Genomic DNA, 26,543 nt, shown 5'->3' on the forward strand with positions numbered 1-26,543 from the left:
AAACAAAACGGAGATAGTCTTATACAAAATGGGGATATTATGTTAAAGTGGTAATTTTATTTTATGAATCCGGATTCAAATCCAATATATATTATAAAAATCCGGTTTTCTGCATCCGCTATAGTGGAGATGAAAAAGCAAAAATAGGCTTTCAAGGAGGTGTTGGCGTTAATTTTCTTACAGGTCTATCCGGTTTTTCAATCCAACCTGAATTGAACTTCATTAACAAAGGTACTTCACTCAAAACATCTTCAAAGAGAGAGAAGTTAAACCTTAACTACCTGGAACTTCCGGTTCTGGCTAAATACAGTTTTGGACCTGTATACCTAAATGCCGGACCCTCCTTCGGTTTACGCTTAGGACAGGGTAGCAAAGAAAAAGCTGGATATGGAGCTATGAAAAAATTAGATTTCGTATTACAAATGGGAGGAGGTCTTGCAATTCCTGTCGGATTAGGAAAGGTTATTCTCGATGCTCGTTATGTACTAAGACTTACTAATATTTCTGATGTAAAAGGAGCCAATATTAAAAACATGGGAGTTGTTATCTCTGCCGGATATGCAATTCCTTTATAATGAAAGAGAAAGATTCTAAAGCTAAAAAGAGAAGCGGAGATCTCCGCTTCTCTTTTTAGCTTTTTTTAGGTCTATGTCACAAAGCATTACTCCTTAGTCACTTTTTTTGATTCATAATTTGCTTTCGCAGCCGAAGTATAAAATACGATATAAAAATCAAACAAGTGGAGATTAGACCTATGGCATAAAGAAGAAGAGATTCTTTATTATTCCCGGCAAATCCCAGATCTATCATCCAACCTGTATTTAGTAATACTGAATGCAGAAACAACATTGCATATAACAAATAAGACCAGTTCTGTATCTTTTTCCATTTTTTCTGCCCTAAACGTCAATGAATTGATTTAAAAGATGTGACCCATAGAACAAGGAATATTATTGTCATAAATATACCCAATATGTACCCGCTATTGCTTAAAACTTGCCCAAGAGTACTATTTACCCTTTCATTATGTTTCATATATCCATCTATATCAGCAAAGAAACTGAATGATTGAGGTAAATTATATGTAATGCGAATGAAAGCATGTACTAATATTGGAAATCCGGATATAATTGACAACTCTTTTCTTATACTAAGTATTTTTTTCACATTCTGATTTTTAGGATTTAATGCACCCACATACATGATAATAACAAGCAAGGGATATCCAAATCCGGTCATATGAATATATTGCATCATAATATCCCCTATAACAGGCAATTTATAAAAATTGATCAGTTCAATATTTAGCCAAGAAAAGACCTCCTGCAAAACACCTAATGCAGCAGGCAGAGCGAAAGCAATATAATATATTTTTGAATGTCTTTTTATTGATTTGGCCAATAATAAGAATATTCCTGTCATACAGAGTAACGAAATCAAAAAAGGACATTTTTCAATAGAGAATGTTAGCCATTTTAAAATTAACTCAATCATAATTTATTTATTATAATGATAAATATGGTGTATGTCTTTTATTTGAGAATATTCAGGCTTCTATTCAAAATAATCAAATAGAAGTGTATAATATAATTGAAAAGTAGTCCACTAAGTAATTGAAAAGTAGCCCACTAAGTGTCTCGGACGAGATTGGTTAAAGATATTTATTCCTCATTAGGTTGTAACATTTTTTTAGTTTCTTTAACTCTGCAAGACTGTCCATTCATGTTGATAAGATATGCTTTATGCGTTAGCCTGTCTACCATAGCTGCCACGAGTACTTTATCCTTTACTATCTCCCCCCATCTGTCAAAAGCAAGGTTTGTTGTAATAATTGTAGACTTCTTCCCGGCTCTCAGAGACAGATGGTTAAAGAGCAGTTCGCCACCTTCCTTATCACAAGAGACATATCCAAACTCGTCACAGATGACCATATCATACCTCTGGAAACGCATTTCCAGCTACCTGAGACTTTTTTGAGAGCGGCATTCCCTGATTTGTGTAAGCAGGCGTGGCACAGAGGTAAAGAAGACGGTATAGCCTTCCAGACAAGCTTTAATACCGAGGCCTATGGACATATGCGTCTTGCCTGTTCCGGGATTACCACAAAATACGATATTACATCCCTCTTTGATAAATTCGAGAGTTTCAAACTCGGGTAATGCTGTTTGTGCATCCTTGGGTAACTCTTCCCTTACAAGTTCCTGAAGGTACTTTAGTTCAGGGAAGCCTGCTATCCTGATACGTTGTTTGCGACGCGCCTCAATACGCATGTCCATTTCCTTGGTTAATAGCTGGCATATGAAGGATCGGTAGGACCAGTTTTCATCGGTTGCCAAGGTAATAAAGTCGTCGAGTTCATCCCGCAGGACCGGTAGCTTAAGCTCTTTGGCATGATTAAATACCTTCTCTTTTTCATTCAGATTTTCCATTTGCATACTGTTGTTTATATTAAATACTTCTTGTCTCATAACTGATTATTAATTATTAGTGATAATTTTTATATTGTTTTCCGTGTCCATTATGCGCGAGAGATCCATCAGTATCCTCATGGCTCCGTCTTCGATCAGGGCAGATCCGCTCTTGTGACTCTCATCCAGATAAATGGGTTCATCCGACATACCTTGCGGTTCGTTATTGGTATACATCATGGCCTTGATCTGGTCTGCCGATATACTTCTCAGGCCCCGTGCCTTCAATGAAGTGTATGCTTCTATTATATCGTTATCGCTAAAGTTGTTCTCCCTGGCATACTGTAAAAGGAAGACAAAATCCCGAGCCTTGCCCGTAAAATGCTTGTTGAACAAGGCCTGTATCGGCTGCGGCATCTGCTTTAATGCCAGGGAAGTGTTCAGTGCTCCCGGTTTGCGCAATAAGGTGTTCAGGTAATGTTCCAGTTTGATGGACCAACCTTTCTGGCGGGAGTATATACGTTCGTGTACAGCTACTTTATCATTGCCAAAAAGGATAACAATCTTCTCGGAGTACATCTTAACAGTAACGACCTTGCCCACCAGTGTATCGGGAACCGAGTAGTGGGAACAGTTCATACAGATGGTGGACCACTTGTCCACCTTGTACTCAGCCATCTGGAAGCATCCCATCTCATTGGTATAGGGTCTTAATGCAGCCAGGTCTGCGGCCAGTTCCTCCACTTTATTGATTGTCGAAGGGCTGCCACTGCGCGAGTTGATCTTCTCACATATGTTCAGTAAGTAGTTTTGGGCATTTGCCAGAGAGGTATAATGAAGATTGATACTGAAAGCTTTACGCCTGACATATTCGACAGAACGCTCTACATGCCCCTTTTCCCAACCGGCACGGGCATTACAGAAGCGGTAATGGTAGCGGTAGAAGTTACTCATGCGTAGCAGGGTATCGGTGGGTTTCTTTTCTTCTCCTGCAAATTTTTTGATAGCCACACGCATATTGTCATAGACCATAATGTAAGGGAACACCTTTTATCTGGCGGAAAAAGTTGCGGTGTGACTCCATAAAGGCTAACTGGTCCTGATGATGAAACAGCCAGGCATAACGCCCATTACTATGGCTCAGGGTAAAGACGGCCATCTGGATACGATGAAGTTTGCCATTTAAGTAAAGCTTGACTTCGCCCCAGTCAAACTCACAGGATTCTCCCGGAGGATAATAGCCGCGGATAAAGGCTTCCTGGGATTTATCCTCTTTCTTGATGGAACTGGCAGAGGCAATGTATTTACAAACTCCCGTATAGCTGACCTGAAAGCCTTTGTCTATTAACAGCTCGTAGATATCTTTACCCCGCATACACTGCTTCTTAAGGCCCATAGCACGTTTACGGGCGTTCTTCTCTAAACAGTCGTCTATTAAATCTTTCAAGCTACCGACAATAACACGAGGGCCTCGCCGCGAACTGTTATAACGTGATTGGGGAGTTAATACCGATTCCAGAGAGGCTTCCGGATCTGGACAGTTTAATGCGGCTTCATACTCGGCTATGACTTTATGAACGGTCTTACGGCTGATATCCAACTCCCTGGCTATAGCCCGCTTACTGTACCCAACCGTACGGTACATGTGTATAATTGTTTGTTTTTCCACCATTGTTATCATTTTACCCTCTGTGTTGGTTAATACACAAAGGAATTTACAATGTTAATATTTGTTAATAAAATGCAGAACTTTATTATACGCTCTCTCACATTTTACTCAACTGGTGGTATACTTTTCAATTATATTATACACTATTTGCACAAAAAGAAAAATCCTCGACTATCCGCTAGGATTCAAAACTTTACTTCTTTTTGCATCATTTGCTTGTGATCCCGATGGGACGAGTCTTATATCTTCAACTTGGCTATATAAGCCAGTTGTTTTATACCTTTTAGGGGATAATTATGAGTAAATTCAAACAAAAAAACTTCCTTTTATTTCATAGGTTAGAGAGGAAAGGCCCTCTGAAAAAAAACACTCTCAAATCAAAGTGAAAACTGAGTGAAAGAAGAAATCTAAAATATTGCTACTATGCTAACAGTATAAGGATTATAAGGCTGTTAATGGATTTATCAACGGCCATTTGACTGTTGGTTATGCCAATATTTTCTTATTCTTGATAGCTTAAGTGTTATGATAAGGAAAAATCATTTGAATTTATTTAATAGCAGGATATTAATATATATGAAATATAAAAAAGCGTAAAACAATGCCAAACAACATACTCTAGCGTATTGGTCATGTATAATAAAATGATTTAATTTATAAAACTTTAATCTAATATCTTAAATCGCAAACTAACAAATAATGAAAACACGATTTTCTGCGTTGTTTTTTGTTCTTTTATGTACGTTTTGTCTAAAAGCACAATTAAATTTAAAACATAATGGTATTCGTATAGGAGATGAAATCATTAAGCAACAGGTTGAATACAAAGCTCCGGGCGAATCTGGATATAATTGTATTTGGGATTTTAGTCAACTAAAAACGATTAATGAGAGTTATACTTTAACTTACTCTCTCCCTCCGATACAAGGAGATAGTTTGTATATAATGGGCGATAGCTATTTTGATGTCAAGAAGATAGGTGAAGGAGAGCTGATTCTTGGTACAGAACATAATACAATGTATTATTATCGTCAAGTAAATGATTCTCTAATTCTTCTTGGGCATGAAAATCCATCAGTAAGGTTATGTTATACTCAACCTATTCTAGAGGCGATCTATCCTATGAATTATGGACAAAATTTCACAAACAATTATAAATCAAAAGCTCTTTATTCCGGAACGGTAGGTTTACAGACAGAAGGTTCGGTAAATGTAAAAGTTGATGCTTTTGGTAAGATGGTTCTACCGACAGGTGATACATTAGATAATGTATTGAGAATTAAAGCATCCCAACAAATCAAGAATGTTCAGGAAAATAATGCTAATATTGATGAAGGAACACAATTAGATATATACAAATGGTTTACTAAAGGTTATCGATATCCAATCTTTGAAACCGTGAAAAGTATTAATGTAAGTGATAGTTCTGAGATTTTTTCTACTGCATTTTTCTACCCACTTCAAGATCATTTTTATCTCGATAAAGATCCTGAAAATCTGGCAATATTAGATAGTTTATGGAATGTTGGGAAAGAAATGAAACCTGGATATCCAGAAGGACTAAATAAGAATACGACAAAAGAGTTATGGTATAAAATATATCCAAATCCGGTAAAAGATAATGTTTATATAGAATATGATGGATTGTATCAGGATGTAACTATTTTGTTGTACACAATAGATGGTAGATTGATCAAAAAGATAGAAAATAAAAGTACTTCTGGCAGTTCTTACAAAGAGCAAATAGACTGTTCTTCACTTCCTGTAGGAAATTACATTATCAAATTAAGTTTCGATAAAGAAGTTATGAGTGAGAAAATTATTAAAAAATAAAAGATTCTCTCATTTTTGGAAATTGCTAATGTTTTACGATTAATTATTTGTTTATGAGATTAATATCGATCTTTTGGTTTTTCTTTTTTGTGGCAATTCATAATATATCAGGACAAGCAAAACTCCCATCAATAATAACAGCTTCTCCTCAGGCCGCTCAATACATACGTTATGGAGAAATACCAGTCGGACATACTACCGGCATACCTCAAATTAATATTCCGATTTATACATTAAATACTGGTTGGATTGATATTCCGATTTCTATATCCTATCACGCCTCTGGTTTTAGACCTAATGAAATTCCTTCGCCAGTAGGGTTAGGTTGGTTATTGAATGTCGGAGGAGTAATTTCTCGATCGATTGAAATAAATCCTGATTATGAAGATATAAATTCTGGTAATAGTTGGGATACAGAGATGCCGATTAAATCAGCTGCAAATGTTCAGGATTTAAAAAATGGATTAAAGCTTTTAGGATCAGCCTATTTTAACACTTATGATTATTGGAGTAACTGGGAGCCATTCTTTTTTACTTCCGGTACACCAATATTAGATACGCGTACAGATCGGTATAGTTATAATTTTTTAGATAAAAGTGGTGTTGTCCGTTATGATGTGGATTCAAAAAAACTAACAACAATACCTTACGACCCTATTAAAATAGAAAAAAATGGAGATATTTTCTTGATTACAGATACTAAAGGTCTAAAATACGAGTTTTCCAAAACCGAGACAACATTTATTTCCGGTAAAGGCAAATATACTAGTAGCTGGTATTTAACTAAAATAACATATCCAGGAAAAGAAAACGAACCAATAATCTTTTCGTATAAAGACGGAACTTCATATGCCGATTATTACAGTTCTTATAATCAGACAACACAAATAATAGATGCACGGAGTATCCCTGCATCAACTACGCCTACTAATGGAAAACCTCAATCAGGATCTACATCGAGTACTAGTTTTCAAACAATCAACTATTCCAGTCCGTTGATACAGACTATTACATGGAAAAACGTAACAATTGAGTTCTCATATTCTGCCGATAGACTAGATAAACGAAAAGATAGAATTGACTCAATTTCAGTTAAATATGCGAATGAAATAATTAAGCAAGCAAATTTCGATAATAATACTTATTTTGGAAATACAAGTCTAAAATATCGATTAAAATTAAAAGGGATAACTGTAAAAGGAAGTGATTTAAGTTCTGAGGGTGAGAAATATGTATTTAATTATTATAATGAGAGTGCAATAATCCCAGACTATGACATGAAATGTAACTATGATTATTGGGGATACTACAATGGAACTAATTCATCCTGGACTTTTCCTAACGATATAGATATTGACAAGGCGACATACAATCGTTTTGTGAATGCCCCATTTACTCATTCGGTATCTTCGACAGACCGAAAACCTTATTTGGAAACGACAAAGACTTGTGTATTGAAAGAGATTATATATCCGACAAAAGGAAAAACATATTTTGAATATGAACAGAATCAAGTGTCGGATGCTTACGAATTTATGAATTATAACTATGTTGGTGGATTGAGATTAAAACAACTCACAAATTATTCGAGTGATAATACAATTACAAATTTCAAAACATATTCATACGAAGGTTATTCGACCCAAAAATTGAAAAATGATTTATTTGTCTATTATATGGAGTGTATAGGCTCATTCGAAGAACTTTACGCATTCAATCCCGATAGATATACTACACGTAAAATCGAATATCCCATTTATTATTTTGTAGGAACTTCCCTTTCGACCCTTTCAGGATGGACTAGTAGCAATGTTTTTTATAATAAAATAAAAGAATATAATGGAACCCCAAATAGCAATAATGGGTGGACAGAATATAATTACATTGAAGAAAATAGAGCTCTGAACAATAATTGTTATTGGAATATAGATGAGTATCCTGCTTATATGTTTTCGAAATATGTTGATTGTGACAAAGGGAATATCAAAGGTTTATTGACTAATACGATTTTTTACAATAAAAATGGAAATGTTGAAAAGGAAGAAGAGATAAAATATACAAGTTTTTTGATACCGTCCATACATACAGGAGTAAGGATATTCCAAAATGCAACATATGGATCAGGAGGAGGGGTTAATCCTACCTCAAACACTTTTCAGGCTAGACTTGATTATTACAATTCGGGAAATATAGCAGGACAAAGGCAAACCGAATATGAAAATTTCTTTCTAAATAGAATTTTTGCATCCGACACTTACGCTTTCCGTGATATTTATCTTCCCCAGAGTATTACTGAAAAAGAATATCTTAATGGACTAGTCGCGACGACTAAAACAACTTCATTTAATTACGATGTTAGCGATGGTAAACCTGTATTGTTAATACCTACAACCGAAACAGTACAAAATAGCAATGGTGAAGACTATGTAAAAAAAACTATATTTCCTTACAGTACAACCTACAAAAATATAGCACCATACAATATCATGGTAAGTAATAATATGTTAAACTATCCTTTAGAAGTGAAGATTGAAAGAGGTGCTAATAATCGGTTTGTGAAGCAATCGTTGATGAGTTATAAGCAGATTCCCAGTACAAATATTATACGACTCAATATAGTTTCCGAAAAATATAAGGAAAGTAATCTTGCCGAACCTCGTATTTCTTATTTGAACTATGATTCTTTCGGCAACCCCACCTATATATCTAAAGATAGTATAGAGAATGTAGCCTATCTATGGAGTTATCAGGGACAATATCCAATCGCAGAGATCAAGAATGCTACATATTCTGAAATCGAAGCAGCTGTAAAAAGTGTATTTGGCTCTAATGAAACTGTCAATACTTTGTCGCAACGTGTTTTGCCTAATGAATCTAAACTCAAAGACGGAAGCTTACAACGAGCATTACCCAAAGCTCATGTTACATCATACACCTATAAACCATTAATTGGAATCTTAACAATAACTGATCCTTCTAATAAAACGACTTATTATGAGTATGATAGTCTTGGACGTTTGACGAAAGTAAAAGATTCTAACAATAAGATAGTCGAAGAATACAATTATAATTACAGCAATAAATAAGAGGGAGCCGAAAATGAAAAATAATATATTGAATATAAGAATAATTATATTGTTTGCTCTTTTCTTTATTAATCTTGGATATATATATTCTCAAGATGAAGAAGATGAATTCAAAAAAATAAGCAGAGAAAGAATAGAATCGATATTTAAAAGAAAATCAACTCTTTCGGCGAATCGTACATCAAGCAAAATGTCTTTGATGAGTACCTCAAGCCCCTATGAAGGTTATTATAGCATAGAGTTTGGAGAAAATGAGATAGGAGTAACTAAAACGATTACTCTAGACTGGGATTATAATATATATAAGTATGCAGATGATTGGATTGGAATAGATTTTTTTGTATTCTATAAAGGAGCTCGAAATCTATCTTCGGATAAGAAACCTGTTGCTCGTATTACCTCTACGTATTCAGATCCCTCTGGTTTTGTTTATATACATGACAATGATTCTCCTGACCTGATTATTAAACCTTCGGCATCTTGTTTGTTTGATCTTTATATGGATGAGGATAATGAATTCAATGTTATTGAAGCTCATTATGTATCGACAACTTTAACTCCATTATCAAATAGTCTTCTGAATACTGAGATACTGGATGATTATGATATGTCTCAGTATAAAAAAATAATGAAGAATAATACTCTTTCCACTTCAGGTAAGATGGTAATTACAGTAACATTAGAAAATCAAGGAACATCGTCTCCCGAGAATCCACTTCCTAGTTCGCCTTCCTTCTCCTCTAATCAGAATTATATCAATACCAGAACTTATACGAGTGACGATGGTAAATATTATTTGGATAATGTACAGTACTTTGATGGTTTAGGGCGTTCTATTCAAACGATACAACGAGGTATTACCCCACAAAGAGCAGACTTAATCACTTATCAGGAATACGATGCTGTTGGTCGTGCCGAAAGGAATTGGCTTCCCTCAGTAAGCTCAAGTAATAATGGCGCTTTTGTGTCATTAGCCAATGTGAAAACTAAAGCGAATAGCACCTACGGAGATTCAGTTGCTTATACCAGACCAATATATGAGGCTTCTCCATTAAATAGAGTTTTAGAACAATATGGGGCAGGTTCTGACTGGAAAACAAATGCAGCTTCTATTAAAAATAGTTACCTAACTAATGTTGAAACTGGTGATTCGAAACTTATCTGTTCGCTATTTACCGTTGATGGTAGTGGGCTGTCTACCAAAGTGAAGAGAAGTGGAAACTATGGAGCGAATCAACTCTATGTAACTGAACTTAAAAATGAAAATGGCAGCTCGTCCTACGAATTTAAAGATAAATTGGGGCAGGTTGTATTAAACCGTCAAATTGAAAGTAATACAAACTACGATACTTATTATGTCTATGATGATTTTGGAAATCTCAGCTTTGTATTACCTCCATTAGCTTCAGATGTCTTAACACAATCTACCGGCTCGTGGGATAATACCAATAGTACTGCTATAGCTCAATATGGCTATATCTATCGGTATGATGACCGCCAACGTTGTATCGAAAAGAAATTACCAGGAATAGAGAAAATCTATTATATTTATGATAAGGCAGATCGTTTGATTTTCTCTCAAGATGGAATACAACGTGCAAAGACAACTGCTGAATGGACTTTTTATATCCCGGATGCGTTTGGCAGAACGGTTTTAAATGGTATCTGCAAAAATACATTAGACTATAAATCGAATCCATTAAAGAGTATCGTTGTAAGTGGAAGTTGGGCTAAAGCAACTAATGCAAACAAAGGATATACAATAGCTGGTGTTACCTTAACAACTTCAAGTATTCTTACCGTTAATTATTACGACAATTATGAATTTCTAGGATTAAATTCTATTCCTGATACAACTAGTACAACAGCTACTAAATATGAGAAAATAACAGACTATGGCACACGCTATACAAAAGGGTATAAGGGTTTATTGACAGGTACACTTACCGCACAGTTTAAAACCGATGGTACTGTTTCTTCAGATTACCTTTATTCTGTGATGTATTATGATTACCGAGCGCAGCTAATTCAAACTAAATCTAATAATCATTTGAGTGGAGGTTTGGAGAAAGAATATCTAGCATATAATTTTATTGGGCAACCGATTCTAAAACAGCATATACATTCGGCAACAGGAAAAACCACTCAGACTGAGGTTTATAAATATACATACGATCAGGCAGGACGGTTATTAACTACAACCCATCAGTTAAATGGAGGTACTGTTGTTACGTTAGCTCAGAACTCTTACGATGAATTAGGCAGGTTGATTAAGAATATAAAGAATGCTCAAAATAATCTGACCACCGATTATACCTACAATATTCGTTCGTGGACAAAATCTATCAGTTCGCCACTATTTAGACAAAATCTCTATTACAACGAATCGTACGGGGGGAATATAAAACAATACAATGGAAATATCTCTGCAATGGAATGGCTTATTACTGGAGATAAAACCAGAGGCTATACTTTTGTTTACGATAATCTATCGAGACTGACTGCTGCAAACTATAGGGAAAATGGTGTAGCAAGTACAAACTACAAAACTGTTTACACTTATGATAAACAGTCGAATATGAAGACTCTTCAGCGTTATGGAAAAACGACCTCTGGTTCACAATATGCTTTAATCGATAATTTAACAATGACATATATAGGTAACCAATTACTAGCAGTAAATGATGCTGCAGCAACAATTAGTTTAGCTGAATCTGCCGACTTTAAAAATTATAGTAATGTTGCTACCGAATATTTATATAATGCCAATGGAGCCATGTATAAAGATTTAAATAAAGGAATATCTAATATTCAATATAATACATTCAGTTTACCATATACAATGGACATCAAGAGTCCCGTAGCAGAGGCTCGTAATGAATATACTTATTCTGCTGCCGGTAAAAAATTAAGAGTAGTACAAAAATGGAATTCGAATTACTCATCAACCCCTGTAATTGGATCGGATATTAGTGTTACGTCATTAAATAAAACCGAGACAACAGACTATGCCGGTAATATTATTTATGAAGCTCATAGTGATGGAACATCTAAAACAAGGATATTGATAGATGGAGGATATATTGAAGATAAAGTATATTATTTCTATTTAACTGATCATTTAGGTAATAACAGAGTTGTAGCAAATGCTAGTGGTGTATCCATTCAGAATAATCATTACTATCCGTTTGGTATGGCTTTTGCCGAAACTTCTATTACTGAACAGAAAAAGCAGAGCTTTAAATATAATGGAAAGGAACTGGATCAGATGCACGGACTGAATCAGTATGATTATAGTGCCAGATATTATGATCCAGGATATGCAAGATTTACAAGTCTTGATCCGCAGGCTGAGATGTATTATAATGTAAGCCCTTATTCGTATGTTCGCAATAACCCATTATTAAGAATTGATCCGACAGGCAAATGGGATGTTTCTGTTCATGTTTATAATAATAGAAATACACACGGACTAGGAATTCTTAATGTTACTAATAGATCAGGAGACGTAGTCTTTAGTACTATTGTTCGGGTTGAAGGTTCTAATGGAAAAGAGAATGGCTATAATAAAAGAGATAGAACAAGACAAAATGCCGATACACCTATTGGTACATATAAGATTAAAGGTTGGTCGAATCGATTACCTTTGTCTAACAGGGCTGCTTATGGACCCAATGATGTTCTTGAATTAGATTACATAGAAGGTGAAGCTGCCGGTCCCGGAAAAAGAAATGGAATTCATCTTCATGGCGGACGTCAGGAAGGGAAAAAACGGACACTCTTATCGGCTACGCACGGTTGTGTTAGAATATATGATGATGAGATTGCTCAAATGAAACTTATTACAGATGAATTAGAAGAGAATGACCCCGAAGAAAAAGGAAATCAATTTAATGTTATAAGTGATTTAGATAGAATTAAAACAGGACCATCTCCACGTCCTTATGGAATACCCTCTAATAATGAAAATAGTGATGATAAAAACAAGAAAAAAGAAGATAAGACACAAGCTTGGTGGGGATATATAAGACGAACTTTTTATGAAACCTTTGGTTTTTAAACTTAAAAATATCAATTATGAATCCAATATTTTTATTTATCTCTATTATGTTTATACTAGTTTCATGTATTTCTAAAACAGACAAAGTCGATACATTAAAAGAAAATAATTCCACAGATTCTGTTTTAGTAACTGTAAATAAAGAACAAAATGAAATTATTCCTACTATTTCTCCGAATTTTACTTTGTTCTCTTCTGTTTTTGATACATTGTCTCAGAAAGAAAAAATAGAGTTTATTAATAGAAATCAGGCTAAAATCAATAGTGTAGCTTCTTCTTCTTTTGGCAGATATAGACAAATTAAAGATATTGATTCAATTTTTCAAGTATTGGTTTCGTGTCGGATCGATTCTGTTAAATACCATGAACTTGTACCATTCAATATTTTTGTATTAAAGGAAATTGCTGATAATAAAAATTCTGATGGATATGTCGGAGAGTTTATTACAGATATGTATTATTCGTTTTTTAGAATGTATCCAGGTTATTTTTATCAATACCTCAATTATATCGACAGTAAGTCTGAATATAAAGATTTAAAAAAGGAAATATTATACAAAATAGTGTATGGCTTTGATTTTAATGATATAAACACCGATAGTATAAATAATATATTTAATGAACATAGAGCCGGTTTAGAGAAAAATAAAACTCAGATTAATTCAGTACAACGAGATATAATAAAATATCAAAAAAATAAATAAATTCCTGATATGTGAATATTCAATAACTTATTCTGTAGCGAGTTTTGATAAATAATGAGAAAATACTTTTTATCAAAACTCGCTACGGATAGTAAACTATTCTCAGATATATATTTTTTGTTACTACTTTTTTTGTGGTTAAAATTACATTTAAGCCATCAAACATTAACAACATAAATCACTAATATACAGACCATAGCGCCCATGATTAAGAACCATTTTTCGCATACTCGCCTGTCCATGATTTAGGCACGTATATACTGTCGTTAATTGCCTTTTTCTGTCTATTTGAAAGTGATCCCACTGGGAGGTGAAGGAGAAAACCCCTATGACCTTGTAAAAACATTGTTTTCGAATGGCTGGTATGTAGCAATGTATATTGTTTGGATTGTTGCGTTGTGCTACCATATTACTCATGGATTTTGGAGTATGTTCCAGTCGATGGGTGTAACTAATCGCAAATGGATCCCTCGCTTACAAAAAATTGCAGTGATATATTCTCATACCATTATGGTAGGGTACATACTTATACCTGTCTATTTTTATCTGGTATTTGGAGATGTTTAATGTGAGAAATAAATAAATCAGTCAACGTGAATATACTTATTGTTGCTATCTTTTCATTTATTATCAATATATTCTTGGGAAAGTTTCGCGCACGGTTCAAGAAAATGACTATAATGTGGTGGATAATGATCCATGCTTCTATTCCAGTTATAATACCTCTACGCATATGGCTGAATACACCCAAAGTAACGATTCCTCTTTTTATCGGAGTCGCTGTAGTGGGACAAATAATCGGAAATAGATTTTTAACCAAAAGTAAATCTTCCGCATAGGTATGTAGACATTAAAAATGTCTTTCTCTTAAAGGAAAATAGTTTTTATTAAATGATATTCTAAAAAAATGAATTAAATTTAAAGAGTTAGTTATTAAAACTTATTTATCATGGGAAATTTAAAGCCAGGACCAAAACCAATCGCTAAATCAACAGGGGAAGTTGATAAACGCCGACGTGACAACAAGGAGACTCCGGGTAATAATCCGAAACTAAAACCTAAGGGGACTAAGTAATATTTTGACTTAAATTGTAAAATTCGTTGAAAAGTTATAATTCCAGAAACGTATAAAAGTGCCCTGAATATATAAGGACACTTTTTCCATAGATACCTATTTTATTTTTTATTAAGTAATTGGTTTTATTTTGTATTCTCCTTTAGATGTAGCAAATAATCCGCAACATATATCCTTCATTAAACAAAAGCTACATTCCTCCAGATATTTTACTTTCCAGTCCGAGATTGATTTACGAGCAAACTCATGTAATGATGAGGGTAAAAAGCAAAGAGGCAGATTGAAAATTGAGACATCCAATCCCCATGTTGCAAGACTAATTACAGCTTTCTCTAGTTGGAGTTGAAAATCAATTGGATCTATCCATATTCGTTCGTGATTTTTTATACTGTAGCCGGTATCTTCTAATCCCATAAAAGAGATATGAGTAACAAAGGGCAAATTCTTGTATATAAAATTCGATAGCTTTGGTAAACGTAGATAATTTATTTTATTGATAACAATGCGGAGCTCTATTCGAATATTAAATTCAGCCAGATTATATAATCCTTTTACGGTCTCATTATATGATCCTGCTGCCTGAGCTATATAATCATGATCCTGCAAGAATAAAGTTGGAGTAACAACCTTATCGGCATATTTCAATGGAGATCTATCCCACAACGGCTTACTATCAGTCCATGTATTATTACCAAAATACGATTCGGTAAATGTATTACCGATATCGCTTGTATTATTGAACGATATCCAAGACGAAATACTTCGTAACGACGCTGCGGCTTTAAATCGGGCTGTGTGTCCTATGATCCAATTTGTCATAAAACCACCATAAGAACCTCCAGTTACACCCAGTCTATCCGCATCAATAAAGGGGATTTGCTGTTGTGCTGCATCAACAAAAGATAATATATCGTTGTAATCAACAGTCCCGAATTTACCCCGTAAGTCTGTAAATTCGCTACCTCGTCCGTTGCTACCCGTAGGATTTGTATATATAACCGCATAACCCTTATTTGCCCAATATTGCATCTCATGGAAAAATACAGTGCCATAAGTAGCTCTGGGTCCTCCGTGTATATTTAATATTGTCGGATATTTTACCCCTTCTTTATAGTTAACAGGAGGCAGCACATAACCGTTCAGCTCTTTACCCAGCTCATTTCTGAACTTAACTTCTATTGGTTTAGCAATCGCCTTATTTTCGAATGTAATCATATTTATATCACTGAGGCGGGTTATGTCGCCCTTAGCATTTACGGAATAAATTTCGTCACCTAACTGATCAGCCATAGCTATCAACAGATAACCTCCGCTATATGGAACATAATCGCTTATCGAAATATCGCGAGGAGATCTGTAAGACAACTTAGAAGTATTATAATCTAAATGAATAAGTGGAGCTTGATCTACAATTGTAGAAATATAAGTAAAGCCGGATTTATCAAATGTAAGTTTATTTTTTCCTCCCGATTTCACATCCGATCCTATTGAATTTCCGGCAGCATATAAATCGCCATCGTACAACTCTTTCACCTTTCCCGAAAAGATATCCAAACTGTAAAAACCGGGATTCTCCATTTTATTATGTTCGAGGCTTCTGTTTATCAAAACAAAAACTTGCTTATCGTCAATAAACTGTACCTGATTATAAATACCGCGATCAAATAAATTCCATTCTTTATGATGTAAAGTGCTTACATCGAGTATAACTAACGTATTATGTTGAGTTGCTTTTGTTTGATATTTCTTTTGTATGTACGCCAGATGTTTTTTATCTGGACTGAGTTCTATATCAGACACCGTTTCTAACGAATCAGACAATAAGGTTATATCCCCACTATTGTAATAATATAAATGAACTCTTTTTCCACTGATATCACCTTGACCGTTTGACCAGAATGGAAGTTCATCAAATATACGGATCGTCTTGTTAGAGTTGGCTTTTTCGAGCAATTGATCAGAAGCTGTAAAGAAAAAGCGGTTCTCATCTATCGCCTGAATATCCAGTACTGCATATGGCAATCTCACCCACTCTATTGCTTCACCATACTCCTTTGTCAATTTATAATATACAGTCTCAGGCTTATTCTTCTGGGACTGAGAACGTGTATCTTTGAAATAGATAGCATTGTCTTGTAAGAAATAATCTGAAACAGATTGAGACGATGTTAATCTCACTGCTTTACCTCCTTCGAGTTGATATAGATCTGTATTATACTTATCCTGTTCTAGATCTGGTTGTCGGAGCAGAAAAAATATATTTCCATCGTTCTCCTGCAAATTAGATATACTTTTTACTTTTACAAAAAAATCTATCCCGATGGAATCCTTTATTGCGGACGAACTTATACTCTGCGAATAGATAAGCAAAGTACAAATTGTAAACATTATTAATACATATAATCTTTTCATTTATTCTTTATAGAGTAAAATGGAAGCACCCAAAAGGCACTTCCATTAATTAAATAATCTTTGAATACTAGCTCTCATCAGCTATTCTAACAATACGTCCCTCTATGGTCTGCTCATCCTTTAACAGATTATAAATAGGGCAAACGGCCTCTACGGCATCACGCAATTGCTTTATGGTTTCGTAATTGGCGGGAGATTTTACGTGTACTGTATATTGGATGTTATGTGGATAATTAGGTACGCTTTCGAATCCCTGACGTCCAGCCCGAATATCGGTGGTGCCTTTTACACATACTTCAAGTGAATCGAGTGGTACTTGACGTGCAGCGGCCTGTATCAAGAAAATATGAGTAAGACAGCTGGTAAGCACTCCCAGTTGGTGTTCTTGCGATGTAGGACCTAAATCGCTGCCACCCAAATACGCCGGATTGTCGTGCAAAATACGGAATTGACGTATTTGCAACTCGCGTACTCCATTATTGTGAACCACTACTACAGGACCTCTACGGTCGTTACCTGATACTTGCTGCGGATTATTTTGACGTTCGGCTTGACGCTTCTTAGCCTCTTCCTGAAGATGCAGATAAGCTATCCTTTTGTATTTCAAATACTCTCTTAATCCCGGTTGTCCACCTTCGGGTATTGTCACTTTATCAGGAGTTTGAGTATAATCAATCTCACCGGTTACCACTTGTGGTTTAACTATAAAATTGAATATAGGAGAATTAGCTTCTGCTGCGTTTTTCAACTCTTCGAGTTGCTGATTACTTGCCGAAGATTTAATATAGGCTGTGTACAAGAAATTGCGAGGATACCCCACTTTATTTGAGGGTACAGCATCCGGACGATTAGTTATCTCTATTCTTAACGAATCGAGAGGAATATTCCTCAAGGCTGCCTGATTAAGATAGCTTTCAGCTAAATCACTCGCAATAATTGCAACCTGCGATTCGGGTGATCCCGGACCTACATTATAGCCTGCATAATCGGTATTACTATCACTTATGATCTGAAAATCGCGAATACGCATCCGACGCAATCCCGATCGTTGCTCTGCGGTGGTACGGGCTGTCAATGTTACGGCTTGCAGTTCGTTGCTTGGTAAATTCTGCAATTTAATAAGTGCCTGACGTTTATTGTACAAGAAGTTTTGTAACGGACTGGCATTATTGTCAAATTGGCTTTTTACTTCACCATTTACAAAGACTGCATTTATACCCGAATCGACCTTCTTATTCTGAGCATCTACATTTGAGATATTCAGACCTGCCAATAAAATAATAGCTAGTGTACTTATGCACTTTCTATTTTGTTGTAATATCATTCTCATCTTCTTTATTATTTATAATTAGTACTATCTTAATTAAAACCATTGTAGGGGTTTGCTCCTGTTTTCGATTCATCATATCCATCGTATCCCCAATTTTGCCACAATCCATAAGGGTTTATATTACGTTGTGACTGAGGTATAGGAAATCTATAATTCTTGAGGCTTACCGATTGCTTCTTATAGCTTTCATCCAAGCCCGATTCTTTCAAGGTCTTTACATATATTCTCCATCTCACAAGATCAAGCCAATGGCTTTGTTCGTAGGTCAACTCAAACATACGTTCTTGCTGAATAGCTTTTTTAAAGCCGGAATAATCGAGATTAGCAGGTAGATCATCTGTTGAAGCTTCGGTTACAGGGAAATGTCTGAAGGCACGTCTCCTCACCTCATTGATAGCTTCATATGCATCTTGAGTCGGTGCATTATTCAATTCATTAATCGCCTCAGCTTTAACCAGTAGAATATCAGCATAGCGCAAAATAGAACGGTCGATATTACGATTGCTGGCCGAACCTAAAGGATCACTGATATCTATGTATTTACGAAAACGAGGACGTGTAAATGTAAACACCAGATTGGTCGCAGGATTTAATAATTCTTTAGCATATGTTCCTGCTTTTCGTTGATCACGATCATCAAAAGCATCGTAGTACTTATTATCTGAGATAAGTACATGTGGAGTAGAATTACTAAATCCACTTGAAAATGCACAGTGAGCCAAGTGGTTGCCACCACTGCCATCGGTGGCTGTACCCGAAGCATGCTGTGTTGAGAAAATATTCTCTTTGCCATTCTTATTGCTGACATTCCAATTGTCCAAAAATTCTTCTTCCAATTGGTATCCCTTTACATTATTGGCTGCTTCTACTGATTTCTGGAACTTCTCTTTTTGAGCAGTTGATCCTCCCGTATCGGAGGTTTGCCCCCATACCAAATAAACCTTTGCCAATAAGGCATGTGCAGCTCCTTTACTAGCTCGTCCTTTATCACTATCGGAATAACTACTTACATTAGGTAATAATTCGGCTGCATCTTGCAAGTCGGCTACAATCTGAGTATATACATCATCGACTGATGCACGAGTTGTATTAGTTCCATCGGCATTGTGTAACACCAAAGGTACTTCGCCCCAAAACTGCACGGCATACTGATAATAATAAGCACGTAAAAATTTAGCTTCGCCGATTGATCTATTCTTAATGGTTTCGGATATATTTTTCGAGTCCGATAGTTTGTCTATAACATCATTGGCACTTGTAATACCCACATAAAAGGCTGTCCATACAGATGTTACATAACTGTTAGTAGGATCCCACTGAAGTAAACCTAACAACCCTCCTCCACTATTGGGATTTTCGCCCGAAACTGTAGTTTCAGTTGTCAGATCAATCAGATATGCCAATGATGTACTAATACCTACATTAGGTGCATACACTCCGTTAGTTAATGCAATAGCATCATCGTCGGTTGCCGGAAAATTACCACTCATCAGTGTACCTACGGGTGTAACATTCAAACTGTCACTACATGAAACCAATACACTCGATAAGATTAAAATATATAATAACTTTTTCATATTGTTCTGTTTATATATAATCGTATAGGTTAATAATTTAATATGATATATTTATTCCGAAAGAGATTGTCTTGGCAGTCGGATATGCGCCCGAATCTATACCACTTGCAATTTCGGGATCGTACCCTTTGTAGTTCGTAAATGTCAATAGATTCTGACCTGTCGCAAAAATTCTGAATTTTGTCTGTGGTGCTTTTACTATCTTCACAGGTAAAATATAACTAAGTGTCACATTCTTCAATCGGAGATAAGAGGCATCTTCAACATATCGACTATCTAACCATGTAGCTGAAGTTACCGAGGCTTTGGGTATTGTAGTTGAAGGATTACTTGTAGTCCATCGATCTCGTAGTGTAGATAAAACATTGTAGCTGGTTGAAGGTGATTCCAGATTTTGTCTCAGCTGATTATATGCTTCATTGCCTTTACTACCCTGAAATACAGCAGAAATGCTCAAAGACTTATAACTAACTGTAGTAGAAAAACCATATATAAAATCGGGTTGTATCGATCCCAATACAACTCTGTCTTCGTCCTGAGTTATTGCATTATCACCATTTTGATCCACATACTTAACATCACCGGGTTCTACACCAGGTTTCCAACTGGGAGCCGGTACTTTAGATAAATCATCGCCTGTTTGCACTATCCCATCAAACACAACACCATAAAAAGAACCTAAAGCTTCGCCTTTCTTTATAATCGTGTTCCCTGATAAGAAGTAATCGAGATTACCAATGTTGGTTACTTCATTTACATTCTTGGCTATATTGGCAGATAAATTCCATTGCCACTGTTTGTCATCAATAATGTTTCCGGTTACGGCAAACTCAATACCCTTGTTGGTTACATTTCCTACATTTTCGAGTTTGGTAGCAAACCCTGTTGTTATCTCAACAGGTACATCCAATAACAAATCGCTTGTCTTTTTATAATATACATCTGCAACAATGCCTAATCGCCTATTAAACAGATTCAAATCAAATCCTAGATTGTATTGGGAAGTTTGCTCCCATTTCAGATCGGGATTCTCGGCATTTGATCTTGCATATGCTGTAACCAATTGATTGTTGAACGAATAAGTTCTAGTTGCATATGTAGCCTCGTATCTGTAATCTCCTATTTCTTGATTACCGACAACACCAAAACTCCCCCTCAGTTTTAAATCATTTATAGTTTTGTTATCACGAAGAAAAGACTCTTCGCTTACATTCCACGATAAACCGACAGAAGGAAAATAGCCCCATTTGTGATTCTCGGCAAAGCGTGAAGAACCATCTGCTCTAAAAGTAGCAGTCAGATTATAACGGCTCTTGAATGAATAATTTACACGCCCTAATACGGAATTCAGAATGGATTCAGTACCTCCCGAACTTGGCGATAAAAGAGTTGCTCCTCCCTGAAGATTAGAGAATGACAATTGCTCATTGGCAAAATTGCTGGCTGATGCTGTAGCATATTCTGTTTTTGTGGTTTGAGTGGTATAACCAGCCAATGCATCTATATAATGACTGTCATTTAGCTTTTTAGTATAGTTAAGAGTGTACTCGTATTGCCATGAGTCAAATCTCTTATTTCCGATACTACCATATCCTTTTGCCAAAAATCCGGCAGCAGCACTAGATGGAGCAAAGAAGTTCACCGTCGTATTAATCTGGTTAGTACCAGCACTAAACTTTGCTACCAATGAGGGCAGAATAGTATATTTAGCAAAAAAATTACCGATAAGGGAGTTATTCTTTGTCTGCGAATCGGTATTAACCAAATCCGAAATCGCATTTACGGTTGTATCTCCAAATCTGAGGTCTCCTTTTTCAAATAGGTTATTATAATTATAACCACCATCTGCATTATAAATCGAAACTACCTGAGGAATCCTTAATACATAATCTAATGAATTAGATACACCATTAACATATAATCCGGAATAATTACTCAACCCGTTCTGCTCCAATTTACTACCTGTAACATTTAATCCTACAGTTAGATTCGAAAATAAGTCTCTTTCGAAATTAAACCTTCCGCTGTAACGCTTAAAATTGGTATTTAATAAAATACCATCTTGATCGGTAAAATTACCGGATAGTAAATACCTGGTCTTATCATCTCCTCCACTTATCGATAGCTGATGATCTTGAGTAGTTGCAGTTCTAAGGGCAGCATCCTGCCAATCAGTTCCTTCACCAAGTTGAGCAACTTTATCGACTGTAAGACCTGTTTCACTTATATTTTCGGCTGATGCTATTTCGAGATATAAATTGCCCCATTCTTTGGCATTCATCAAGTCAAGCTTTTTTCGGGCTTGTTGCCAGCCTATTGAATATTGATATTCAATATTGGTTTTGCCTTTCTTACCATTCTTAGTAGTGATGATAATTACCCCATTTGCACCACGCGATCCGTATATGGCTGATGCTGAAACATCCTTCAGAACCTCAATAGATTCTATATCGTTCGGACTCAATGCTGCCAGAGGATTTAGTGAACCGGCTGACCTGCTGATTCCTAAATTTGCCGAAGAATTATCGTTATAGATAATTACACCATCTATTACATAAAGAGGCTCATTTCCACCATTTACCGAGTTGCCTCCTCTAATTCTTATATTAGATGTAGTACCCGGCTGACCTGAGCTTTGAGATACATTCAGTCCCGCAACTGCTCCCCCCAGCAATCCATCAAAAGATGTGCTTACCTGCGATAAGTTATCCTTAGATACAGATGAGATTGCACCGGTAAGCTCTTTTCGCTTCTGGCTACCATAACCGACAACCACTATTTCATTGAGATAATTCAAGTCTTCTTTTAGCTGAACTTTTAAAGGTGACTTATTCTCATAGATATCCACCTCCTGCTCTTTGTATCCGAGTAAGGAGACTTTAATAGTCACAGGTAATGCTGCTGACGACTGCAAATAAAAAGAACCATCAACATCTGTAGAAACACCCTGATTAAATTCCACAAATACGACTGTAGCCCCGACCAAAGGTTCTTGAGTTTTTTGATCAACTACAAATCCTTTAATCTCTGTTTGCCCTATTAAATTCAGGGAACAGAACAAGAAGAATAAGAACATATAAGCTTCTTTGGGTATTGAGAAAAACCGAATAATCTTTACCATATTTTTAAATAAAATGCATCAATAGTCAATCTATAATTGACTTAAAGCGCTTGTTTTTAAGTTGTTTTAATTATTGATAATATTCGACAAAAGACATGGAGATATCATAGCTAAGAGATGAACTCTTAACACGAGATATATTCTCGGACGAATATCAGTAGAGGAAAATAAATCGATCGATTTATTTAGGAGATAGAAAAATACATTAGCAACACATTCGCATGTGCATACAAAGAGAAGCAGATTTGGTATTGACTAGTCGAAAAATTTGTGTTGTAATATTGCAGAACAGTAACTCCTGTTCGTCACTCTTCTTATCATCAAGATAGAAGTGTCTAAATTTAACAAAACCATTCATAGTGTCTATTATATTGATTAATATTTAAATAACCTAGTTTTGATGTAATAAGCTGATGGGGTTTTAAGTAAATGCCCCATCGCTTATTATTATATGCAACAACTTGCCCATAAACAGTATGAAACCTTATTTCTTCAATCTGTAATCCAAGGCAGGTTTACGATCGCCCAATAGAGGCACATATTTGAAATCGGCTCCTCTGCGCGATTCGAATTCTTGTTTTATATCCTTTATCAATTGAGGATTTGTATACAATTCAATGGCTGACAAACTGAATACTTTGGCTGTATTTATCAATGACTTGGTTCCGATAGTAGTTCCGCCAGAAGCGACATTTTGCCAACTGTGTCCTGCACTTCCCGGTACAAAAGTTGCCGTATTGAAACTTACGGTAGGTACTACCCAACTAACATCGCCCACATCGGATGATCCGCCACCCAAAGACGGTTTCTCGTCCTGTAATGGCTTTATTTGTTCGGCATCATTTAAGATACTTACATCTCTCTTTATTCCTTTAACTATTTCTTCGGCAAAAGCTCTTTCTCGTGCATCGTAATGTACACCTCCAACCAGTTCGAGGTTTCGTTGTACAAGTTCTGCTAACTTACGATTATTGAGACGTTCGTAAAAGCCCGAAATAATCTCAGCCTTTACTTTGGTTTGTGTACCCAAAGCTGCTCCTTCCGAAGCCTGACCAAGCCATTCTACAAGGTCTTTCAGTATTTCTCTTTTAGGGCTGCGTATATAATACGATACCTTTGCATAATCTGGAACCACATTAGGAGCTTCGCCTCCGTTGGCTATCACATAATGAATACGAGATGAGGTTGGCACATGCTCGCGAAGCAAATTAACCATGAAGTTGAAAGCCTCTACCCCATCCAAAGCCGAACGACCTTTGTCGGGACTACCTGCAGCATGTGCAGCTATACCGTAAAAGCTATAATCGATCATCTGTATAGCTGTACCTGTATCGATAGAAACGGCATTGCTCGAACCCGGATGCCAATCGAGTACTACATCTACACCATTAAACAGTCCGTCTCTTACCATATATACTTTACCGCCACCGCCTTCTTCGGCAGGAGTTCCGAATACTTTGATGGTTCCGGTATGTTTACCACTTTCGAGCCATTGCTTGATGGCTACTGCACCCGCAGCTGCACCTACCCCGAAAGCATTGTGCCCGCAACCATGCCCTCCGGCACCATCAACTAAAGGCTTACGATAAGGAACTGTATCTTGAGATAATCCCGGCAATGCATCAAATTCGGCTAATACGGCAATAACCGGCTGACCCGATCCATAACTGGCTACAAATGCGGTAGGCATACCTGCAACACCGGCCTCAACAGTAAAGCCATTCTCTTTCAGATGTTCTTGCAACAACCCCGAACTTTTGGTTTCGAGAAAACCCAATTCAGCCTCGCGCCAAATCGTTTTTTGAAGCTTATCGTATTTCTGAAACGAATTATTCAAATACTGAATAGATACATTATTAGATAATACATCTTTTTGCTTTTTCTGAGCAAATCCCGCAATAGCAGATGCGAGCAATACAGCTGATAGTAAGTACTTTTTCATTTCGTATTTTATATATTTTGTATTATAATCTGTATTTATAGGGTGACAAAGAGTAACATTTATATACAAAAAGTATACACGTTTGTCACCTCATATATTTTCTATTTATCAATCGTTTACACTACAAAAAGTAACAATAGTGACAATAGTAACAACACATGTATTCTCACTCATTCTTTTTTTTTGAATACTATGCCGAGATATTATAATCTCTATTCTTTTTCAGATAAGAAGAAAGTACAGCAACATTTAAAATCCACACATTCAAAGATCCCTTTTATAGATAAAATATTTTACCTGTTAAAAGGAGATTGAGAGCATTATTTCAACAAGTCAGCCAATACCTTTTCGAGATCTTCGCCCCGTAGATTTTTAGCTACAATCACACCCTCTTTATCCACCAGATAATTAGATGGTATAGCTCTGATTCCGTATAACTTGGCTGGAGCGCTGTCCCAAAACTGAAGGTCGGAAACTTGTGTCCATACCAATCCATCTTTTTGAATGGCTGTTATCCAAGCTTCTTTTTTTCGATCGAGCGATACACCAAATACATCAAAGCCTTTATCCTTGTATTCATTATAGGCTTTTACGACATGCGGATTTTCTTTTCGGCAAGGCCCACACCATGCAGCCCAAAAGTCGATAAGTACATATCCTTTTCCTAAATGGTCAGACAACCGAACAGGGTTTCCTTCCGGATCGTTCGCTGTAAAATCGGGAACCTTTCGCCCAACAGAAACAATTTCGAGAGTCTTGGTCAATTCTTCGAGAACTTTAACATATGGAGTTTCGCGCAAAGACGGATCGAGCAACGCTATATTCGATTTGATTTCTTCAGGTGATAACCGATACGAAAAATCGCGATATAAAGCATAAGCTGCAACTAACGACTTTGGATGCGACTTTATAAATTCATCGATTTTCACATGTCTCTCTTTTTTATAAGACACAAACAGATCCTGTAAAGCCGATCCGTTAACAACACTATTACGATAATACGATGCTGAATCGAGTTTTACTGATACGGCATTATCATCGAGAAAAACCAACAGAGAACCTCTGTTGGTATCAAGCGTTAAGCCATATATTTCAGGCAATTGTACACTTGTTGCAAAAGCAAACTTTCCGTTAGATATTGCAGCCGAATCTATTACATGAAACATCTTATTTTCGAATTTCTGCAAATAAACTTTACCCTTCGTCACATTATCTACACTTCCCGTCAGTTTTAGATTATCGCTGTGCTGTGCATTGACGGACAACACTATCGAAAACAGCAATATGGATAATATATATTTCATTGTTGTAAAAAGTTTTTAATTA

The 26,543-nt window shown here is 36.0% G+C and carries 17 protein-coding genes and 1 pseudogene; 8 read left to right on the plus strand and 10 right to left on the minus strand.

Translation table 11 applies throughout. The features are described from left to right. Positions 1-47 precede the first annotated feature (47 nt). The gene (locus AABJ51_RS09660; RefSeq protein WP_338372345.1) at positions 48-575 is read left to right on the plus strand and encodes a porin family protein; all 528 of its coding nucleotides are present in this window, start codon (positions 48-50) and stop codon (positions 573-575) included. 331 nt (positions 576-906) lie between these two features. Here the strand turns inward: AABJ51_RS09660 and AABJ51_RS09665 are convergent, their stop codons facing one another. From AABJ51_RS09665 to AABJ51_RS09680, 4 genes and pseudogenes are all read right to left on the minus strand, one after another. Further along, positions 907-1,494 (minus strand): hypothetical protein, encoded by a 588-nt coding sequence (locus AABJ51_RS09665; RefSeq protein ID WP_338372346.1) that lies wholly within the window; start codon positions 1,492-1,494, stop codon positions 907-909. Between the two features lie 167 nt (positions 1,495-1,661). After that, positions 1,662-2,429 (minus strand): annotated as a pseudogene (gene istB, locus AABJ51_RS09670) (IS21-like element helper ATPase IstB). 48 nt (positions 2,430-2,477) lie between these two features. Continuing rightward, positions 2,478-3,047: a Mu transposase domain-containing protein gene (locus AABJ51_RS09675; RefSeq protein WP_338372347.1), complete on the minus strand. Its 570-nt coding sequence runs from the start codon at positions 3,045-3,047 to the stop codon at positions 2,478-2,480. Between the two features lie 382 nt (positions 3,048-3,429). Beyond that, entirely contained in the window at positions 3,430-4,080 is a 651-nt protein-coding gene (locus tag AABJ51_RS09680) for a helix-turn-helix domain-containing protein (RefSeq protein WP_338372348.1), read from the minus strand. Between the two features lie 696 nt (positions 4,081-4,776). On the opposite strand from AABJ51_RS09680, the gene AABJ51_RS09685 reads away from it, so the two are divergent. The 7 genes from AABJ51_RS09685 to AABJ51_RS09715 all read left to right on the plus strand — a co-directional run bounded on the left by AABJ51_RS09685 (position 4,777) and on the right by AABJ51_RS09715 (position 14,835). After that, a complete protein-coding gene (locus AABJ51_RS09685; RefSeq protein WP_338372349.1) occupies positions 4,777-5,910 on the plus strand; it encodes a T9SS type A sorting domain-containing protein in 1,134 nt (377 codons plus the stop codon). A gap of 53 nt (positions 5,911-5,963) precedes the next feature. After that, on the plus strand, positions 5,964-8,996 hold the full coding sequence (locus tag AABJ51_RS09690; RefSeq protein ID WP_338372350.1) for an RHS repeat protein: 3,033 nt from the start codon (positions 5,964-5,966) through the stop codon (positions 8,994-8,996). Positions 8,997-9,009: 13 nt separating this feature from the next. Then, positions 9,010-13,056, plus strand: a complete 4,047-nt coding sequence (locus AABJ51_RS09695) for a DUF6443 domain-containing protein (RefSeq protein WP_338372351.1) — start codon at positions 9,010-9,012, stop codon at positions 13,054-13,056. Positions 13,057-13,073: 17 nt separating this feature from the next. Continuing rightward, positions 13,074-13,760, plus strand: a complete 687-nt coding sequence (locus tag AABJ51_RS09700) for a hypothetical protein (RefSeq protein WP_338372352.1) — start codon at positions 13,074-13,076, stop codon at positions 13,758-13,760. 288 nt (positions 13,761-14,048) lie between these two features. After that, the gene (locus AABJ51_RS09705; RefSeq protein WP_338372353.1) at positions 14,049-14,327 is read left to right on the plus strand and encodes a succinate dehydrogenase/fumarate reductase transmembrane subunit; all 279 of its coding nucleotides are present in this window, start codon (positions 14,049-14,051) and stop codon (positions 14,325-14,327) included. A gap of 26 nt (positions 14,328-14,353) precedes the next feature. Then, the gene (locus AABJ51_RS09710; protein ID WP_338372354.1) at positions 14,354-14,599 is read left to right on the plus strand and encodes a hypothetical protein; all 246 of its coding nucleotides are present in this window, start codon (positions 14,354-14,356) and stop codon (positions 14,597-14,599) included. 110 nt (positions 14,600-14,709) lie between these two features. After that, positions 14,710-14,835: a hypothetical protein gene (locus AABJ51_RS09715; protein WP_338372355.1), complete on the plus strand. Its 126-nt coding sequence runs from the start codon at positions 14,710-14,712 to the stop codon at positions 14,833-14,835. A 111-nt stretch (positions 14,836-14,946) separates the two neighbouring features. On the opposite strand, the gene AABJ51_RS09720 is transcribed toward AABJ51_RS09715, so the two are convergent. The 6 genes from AABJ51_RS09720 to AABJ51_RS09745 form a co-directional block, all read right to left on the minus strand. Continuing rightward, positions 14,947-17,247, minus strand: coding sequence for a prolyl oligopeptidase family serine peptidase (locus AABJ51_RS09720; protein ID WP_338372356.1), 2,301 nt, complete (start codon positions 17,245-17,247; stop codon positions 14,947-14,949). Between the two features lie 67 nt (positions 17,248-17,314). Further along, complete coding sequence (locus AABJ51_RS09725) at positions 17,315-18,577, minus strand: OsmC family protein (protein ID WP_338372357.1); 1,263 nt, start codon at positions 18,575-18,577, stop codon at positions 17,315-17,317. 29 nt (positions 18,578-18,606) lie between these two features. Continuing rightward, a complete protein-coding gene (locus AABJ51_RS09730) occupies positions 18,607-20,154 on the minus strand; it encodes a RagB/SusD family nutrient uptake outer membrane protein (protein ID WP_338372358.1) in 1,548 nt (515 codons plus the stop codon). A 37-nt stretch (positions 20,155-20,191) separates the two neighbouring features. Further along, positions 20,192-23,275: a SusC/RagA family TonB-linked outer membrane protein gene (locus AABJ51_RS09735; protein WP_338372359.1), complete on the minus strand. Its 3,084-nt coding sequence runs from the start codon at positions 23,273-23,275 to the stop codon at positions 20,192-20,194. 484 nt (positions 23,276-23,759) lie between these two features. Then, positions 23,760-25,217, minus strand: coding sequence for an amidohydrolase (locus AABJ51_RS09740; protein ID WP_338372360.1), 1,458 nt, complete (start codon positions 25,215-25,217; stop codon positions 23,760-23,762). Between the two features lie 320 nt (positions 25,218-25,537). Continuing rightward, positions 25,538-26,521, minus strand: a complete 984-nt coding sequence (locus AABJ51_RS09745) for a redoxin domain-containing protein (protein ID WP_338372361.1) — start codon at positions 26,519-26,521, stop codon at positions 25,538-25,540. Positions 26,522-26,543: the final 22 nt, after the last annotated feature.

The organism is Indolivaga capnocytophagoides, from assembly GCF_036511535.1.
GTDB classification, from domain to species: Bacteria; Bacteroidota; Bacteroidia; order Bacteroidales; family Dysgonomonadaceae; genus Dysgonomonas_A; species Dysgonomonas_A capnocytophagoides.

What these genes read in the sequence shown, in the direction of transcription:
- AABJ51_RS09665 (WP_338372346.1), bottom strand. Translation starts at nt 1,494, where the DNA reads ATGATTGAGTTAATTTTAAAATGGCTAACATTCTCTATTGAAAAATGT.
- AABJ51_RS09675 (WP_338372347.1), bottom strand. Translation starts at nt 3,047, where the DNA reads ATGAACTGTTCCCACTACTCGGTTCCCGATACACTGGTGGGCAAGGTC.
- AABJ51_RS09680 (WP_338372348.1), bottom strand. Translation starts at nt 4,080, where the DNA reads ATGGTGGAAAAACAAACAATTATACACATGTACCGTACGGTTGGGTAC.
- AABJ51_RS09685 (WP_338372349.1), top strand. Translation starts at nt 4,777, where the DNA reads ATGAAAACACGATTTTCTGCGTTGTTTTTTGTTCTTTTATGTACGTTT.
- AABJ51_RS09690 (WP_338372350.1), top strand. Translation starts at nt 5,964, where the DNA reads ATGAGATTAATATCGATCTTTTGGTTTTTCTTTTTTGTGGCAATTCAT.
- AABJ51_RS09695 (WP_338372351.1), top strand. Translation starts at nt 9,010, where the DNA reads ATGAAAAATAATATATTGAATATAAGAATAATTATATTGTTTGCTCTT.
- AABJ51_RS09700 (WP_338372352.1), top strand. Translation starts at nt 13,074, where the DNA reads ATGAATCCAATATTTTTATTTATCTCTATTATGTTTATACTAGTTTCA.
- AABJ51_RS09715 (WP_338372355.1), top strand. Translation starts at nt 14,710, where the DNA reads ATGGGAAATTTAAAGCCAGGACCAAAACCAATCGCTAAATCAACAGGG.
- AABJ51_RS09720 (WP_338372356.1), bottom strand. Translation starts at nt 17,247, where the DNA reads ATGAAAAGATTATATGTATTAATAATGTTTACAATTTGTACTTTGCTT.
- AABJ51_RS09725 (WP_338372357.1), bottom strand. Translation starts at nt 18,577, where the DNA reads ATGAGAATGATATTACAACAAAATAGAAAGTGCATAAGTACACTAGCT.
- AABJ51_RS09730 (WP_338372358.1), bottom strand. Translation starts at nt 20,154, where the DNA reads ATGAAAAAGTTATTATATATTTTAATCTTATCGAGTGTATTGGTTTCA.
- AABJ51_RS09735 (WP_338372359.1), bottom strand. Translation starts at nt 23,275, where the DNA reads ATGGTAAAGATTATTCGGTTTTTCTCAATACCCAAAGAAGCTTATATG.
- AABJ51_RS09740 (WP_338372360.1), bottom strand. Translation starts at nt 25,217, where the DNA reads ATGAAAAAGTACTTACTATCAGCTGTATTGCTCGCATCTGCTATTGCG.
- AABJ51_RS09745 (WP_338372361.1), bottom strand. Translation starts at nt 26,521, where the DNA reads ATGAAATATATATTATCCATATTGCTGTTTTCGATAGTGTTGTCCGTC.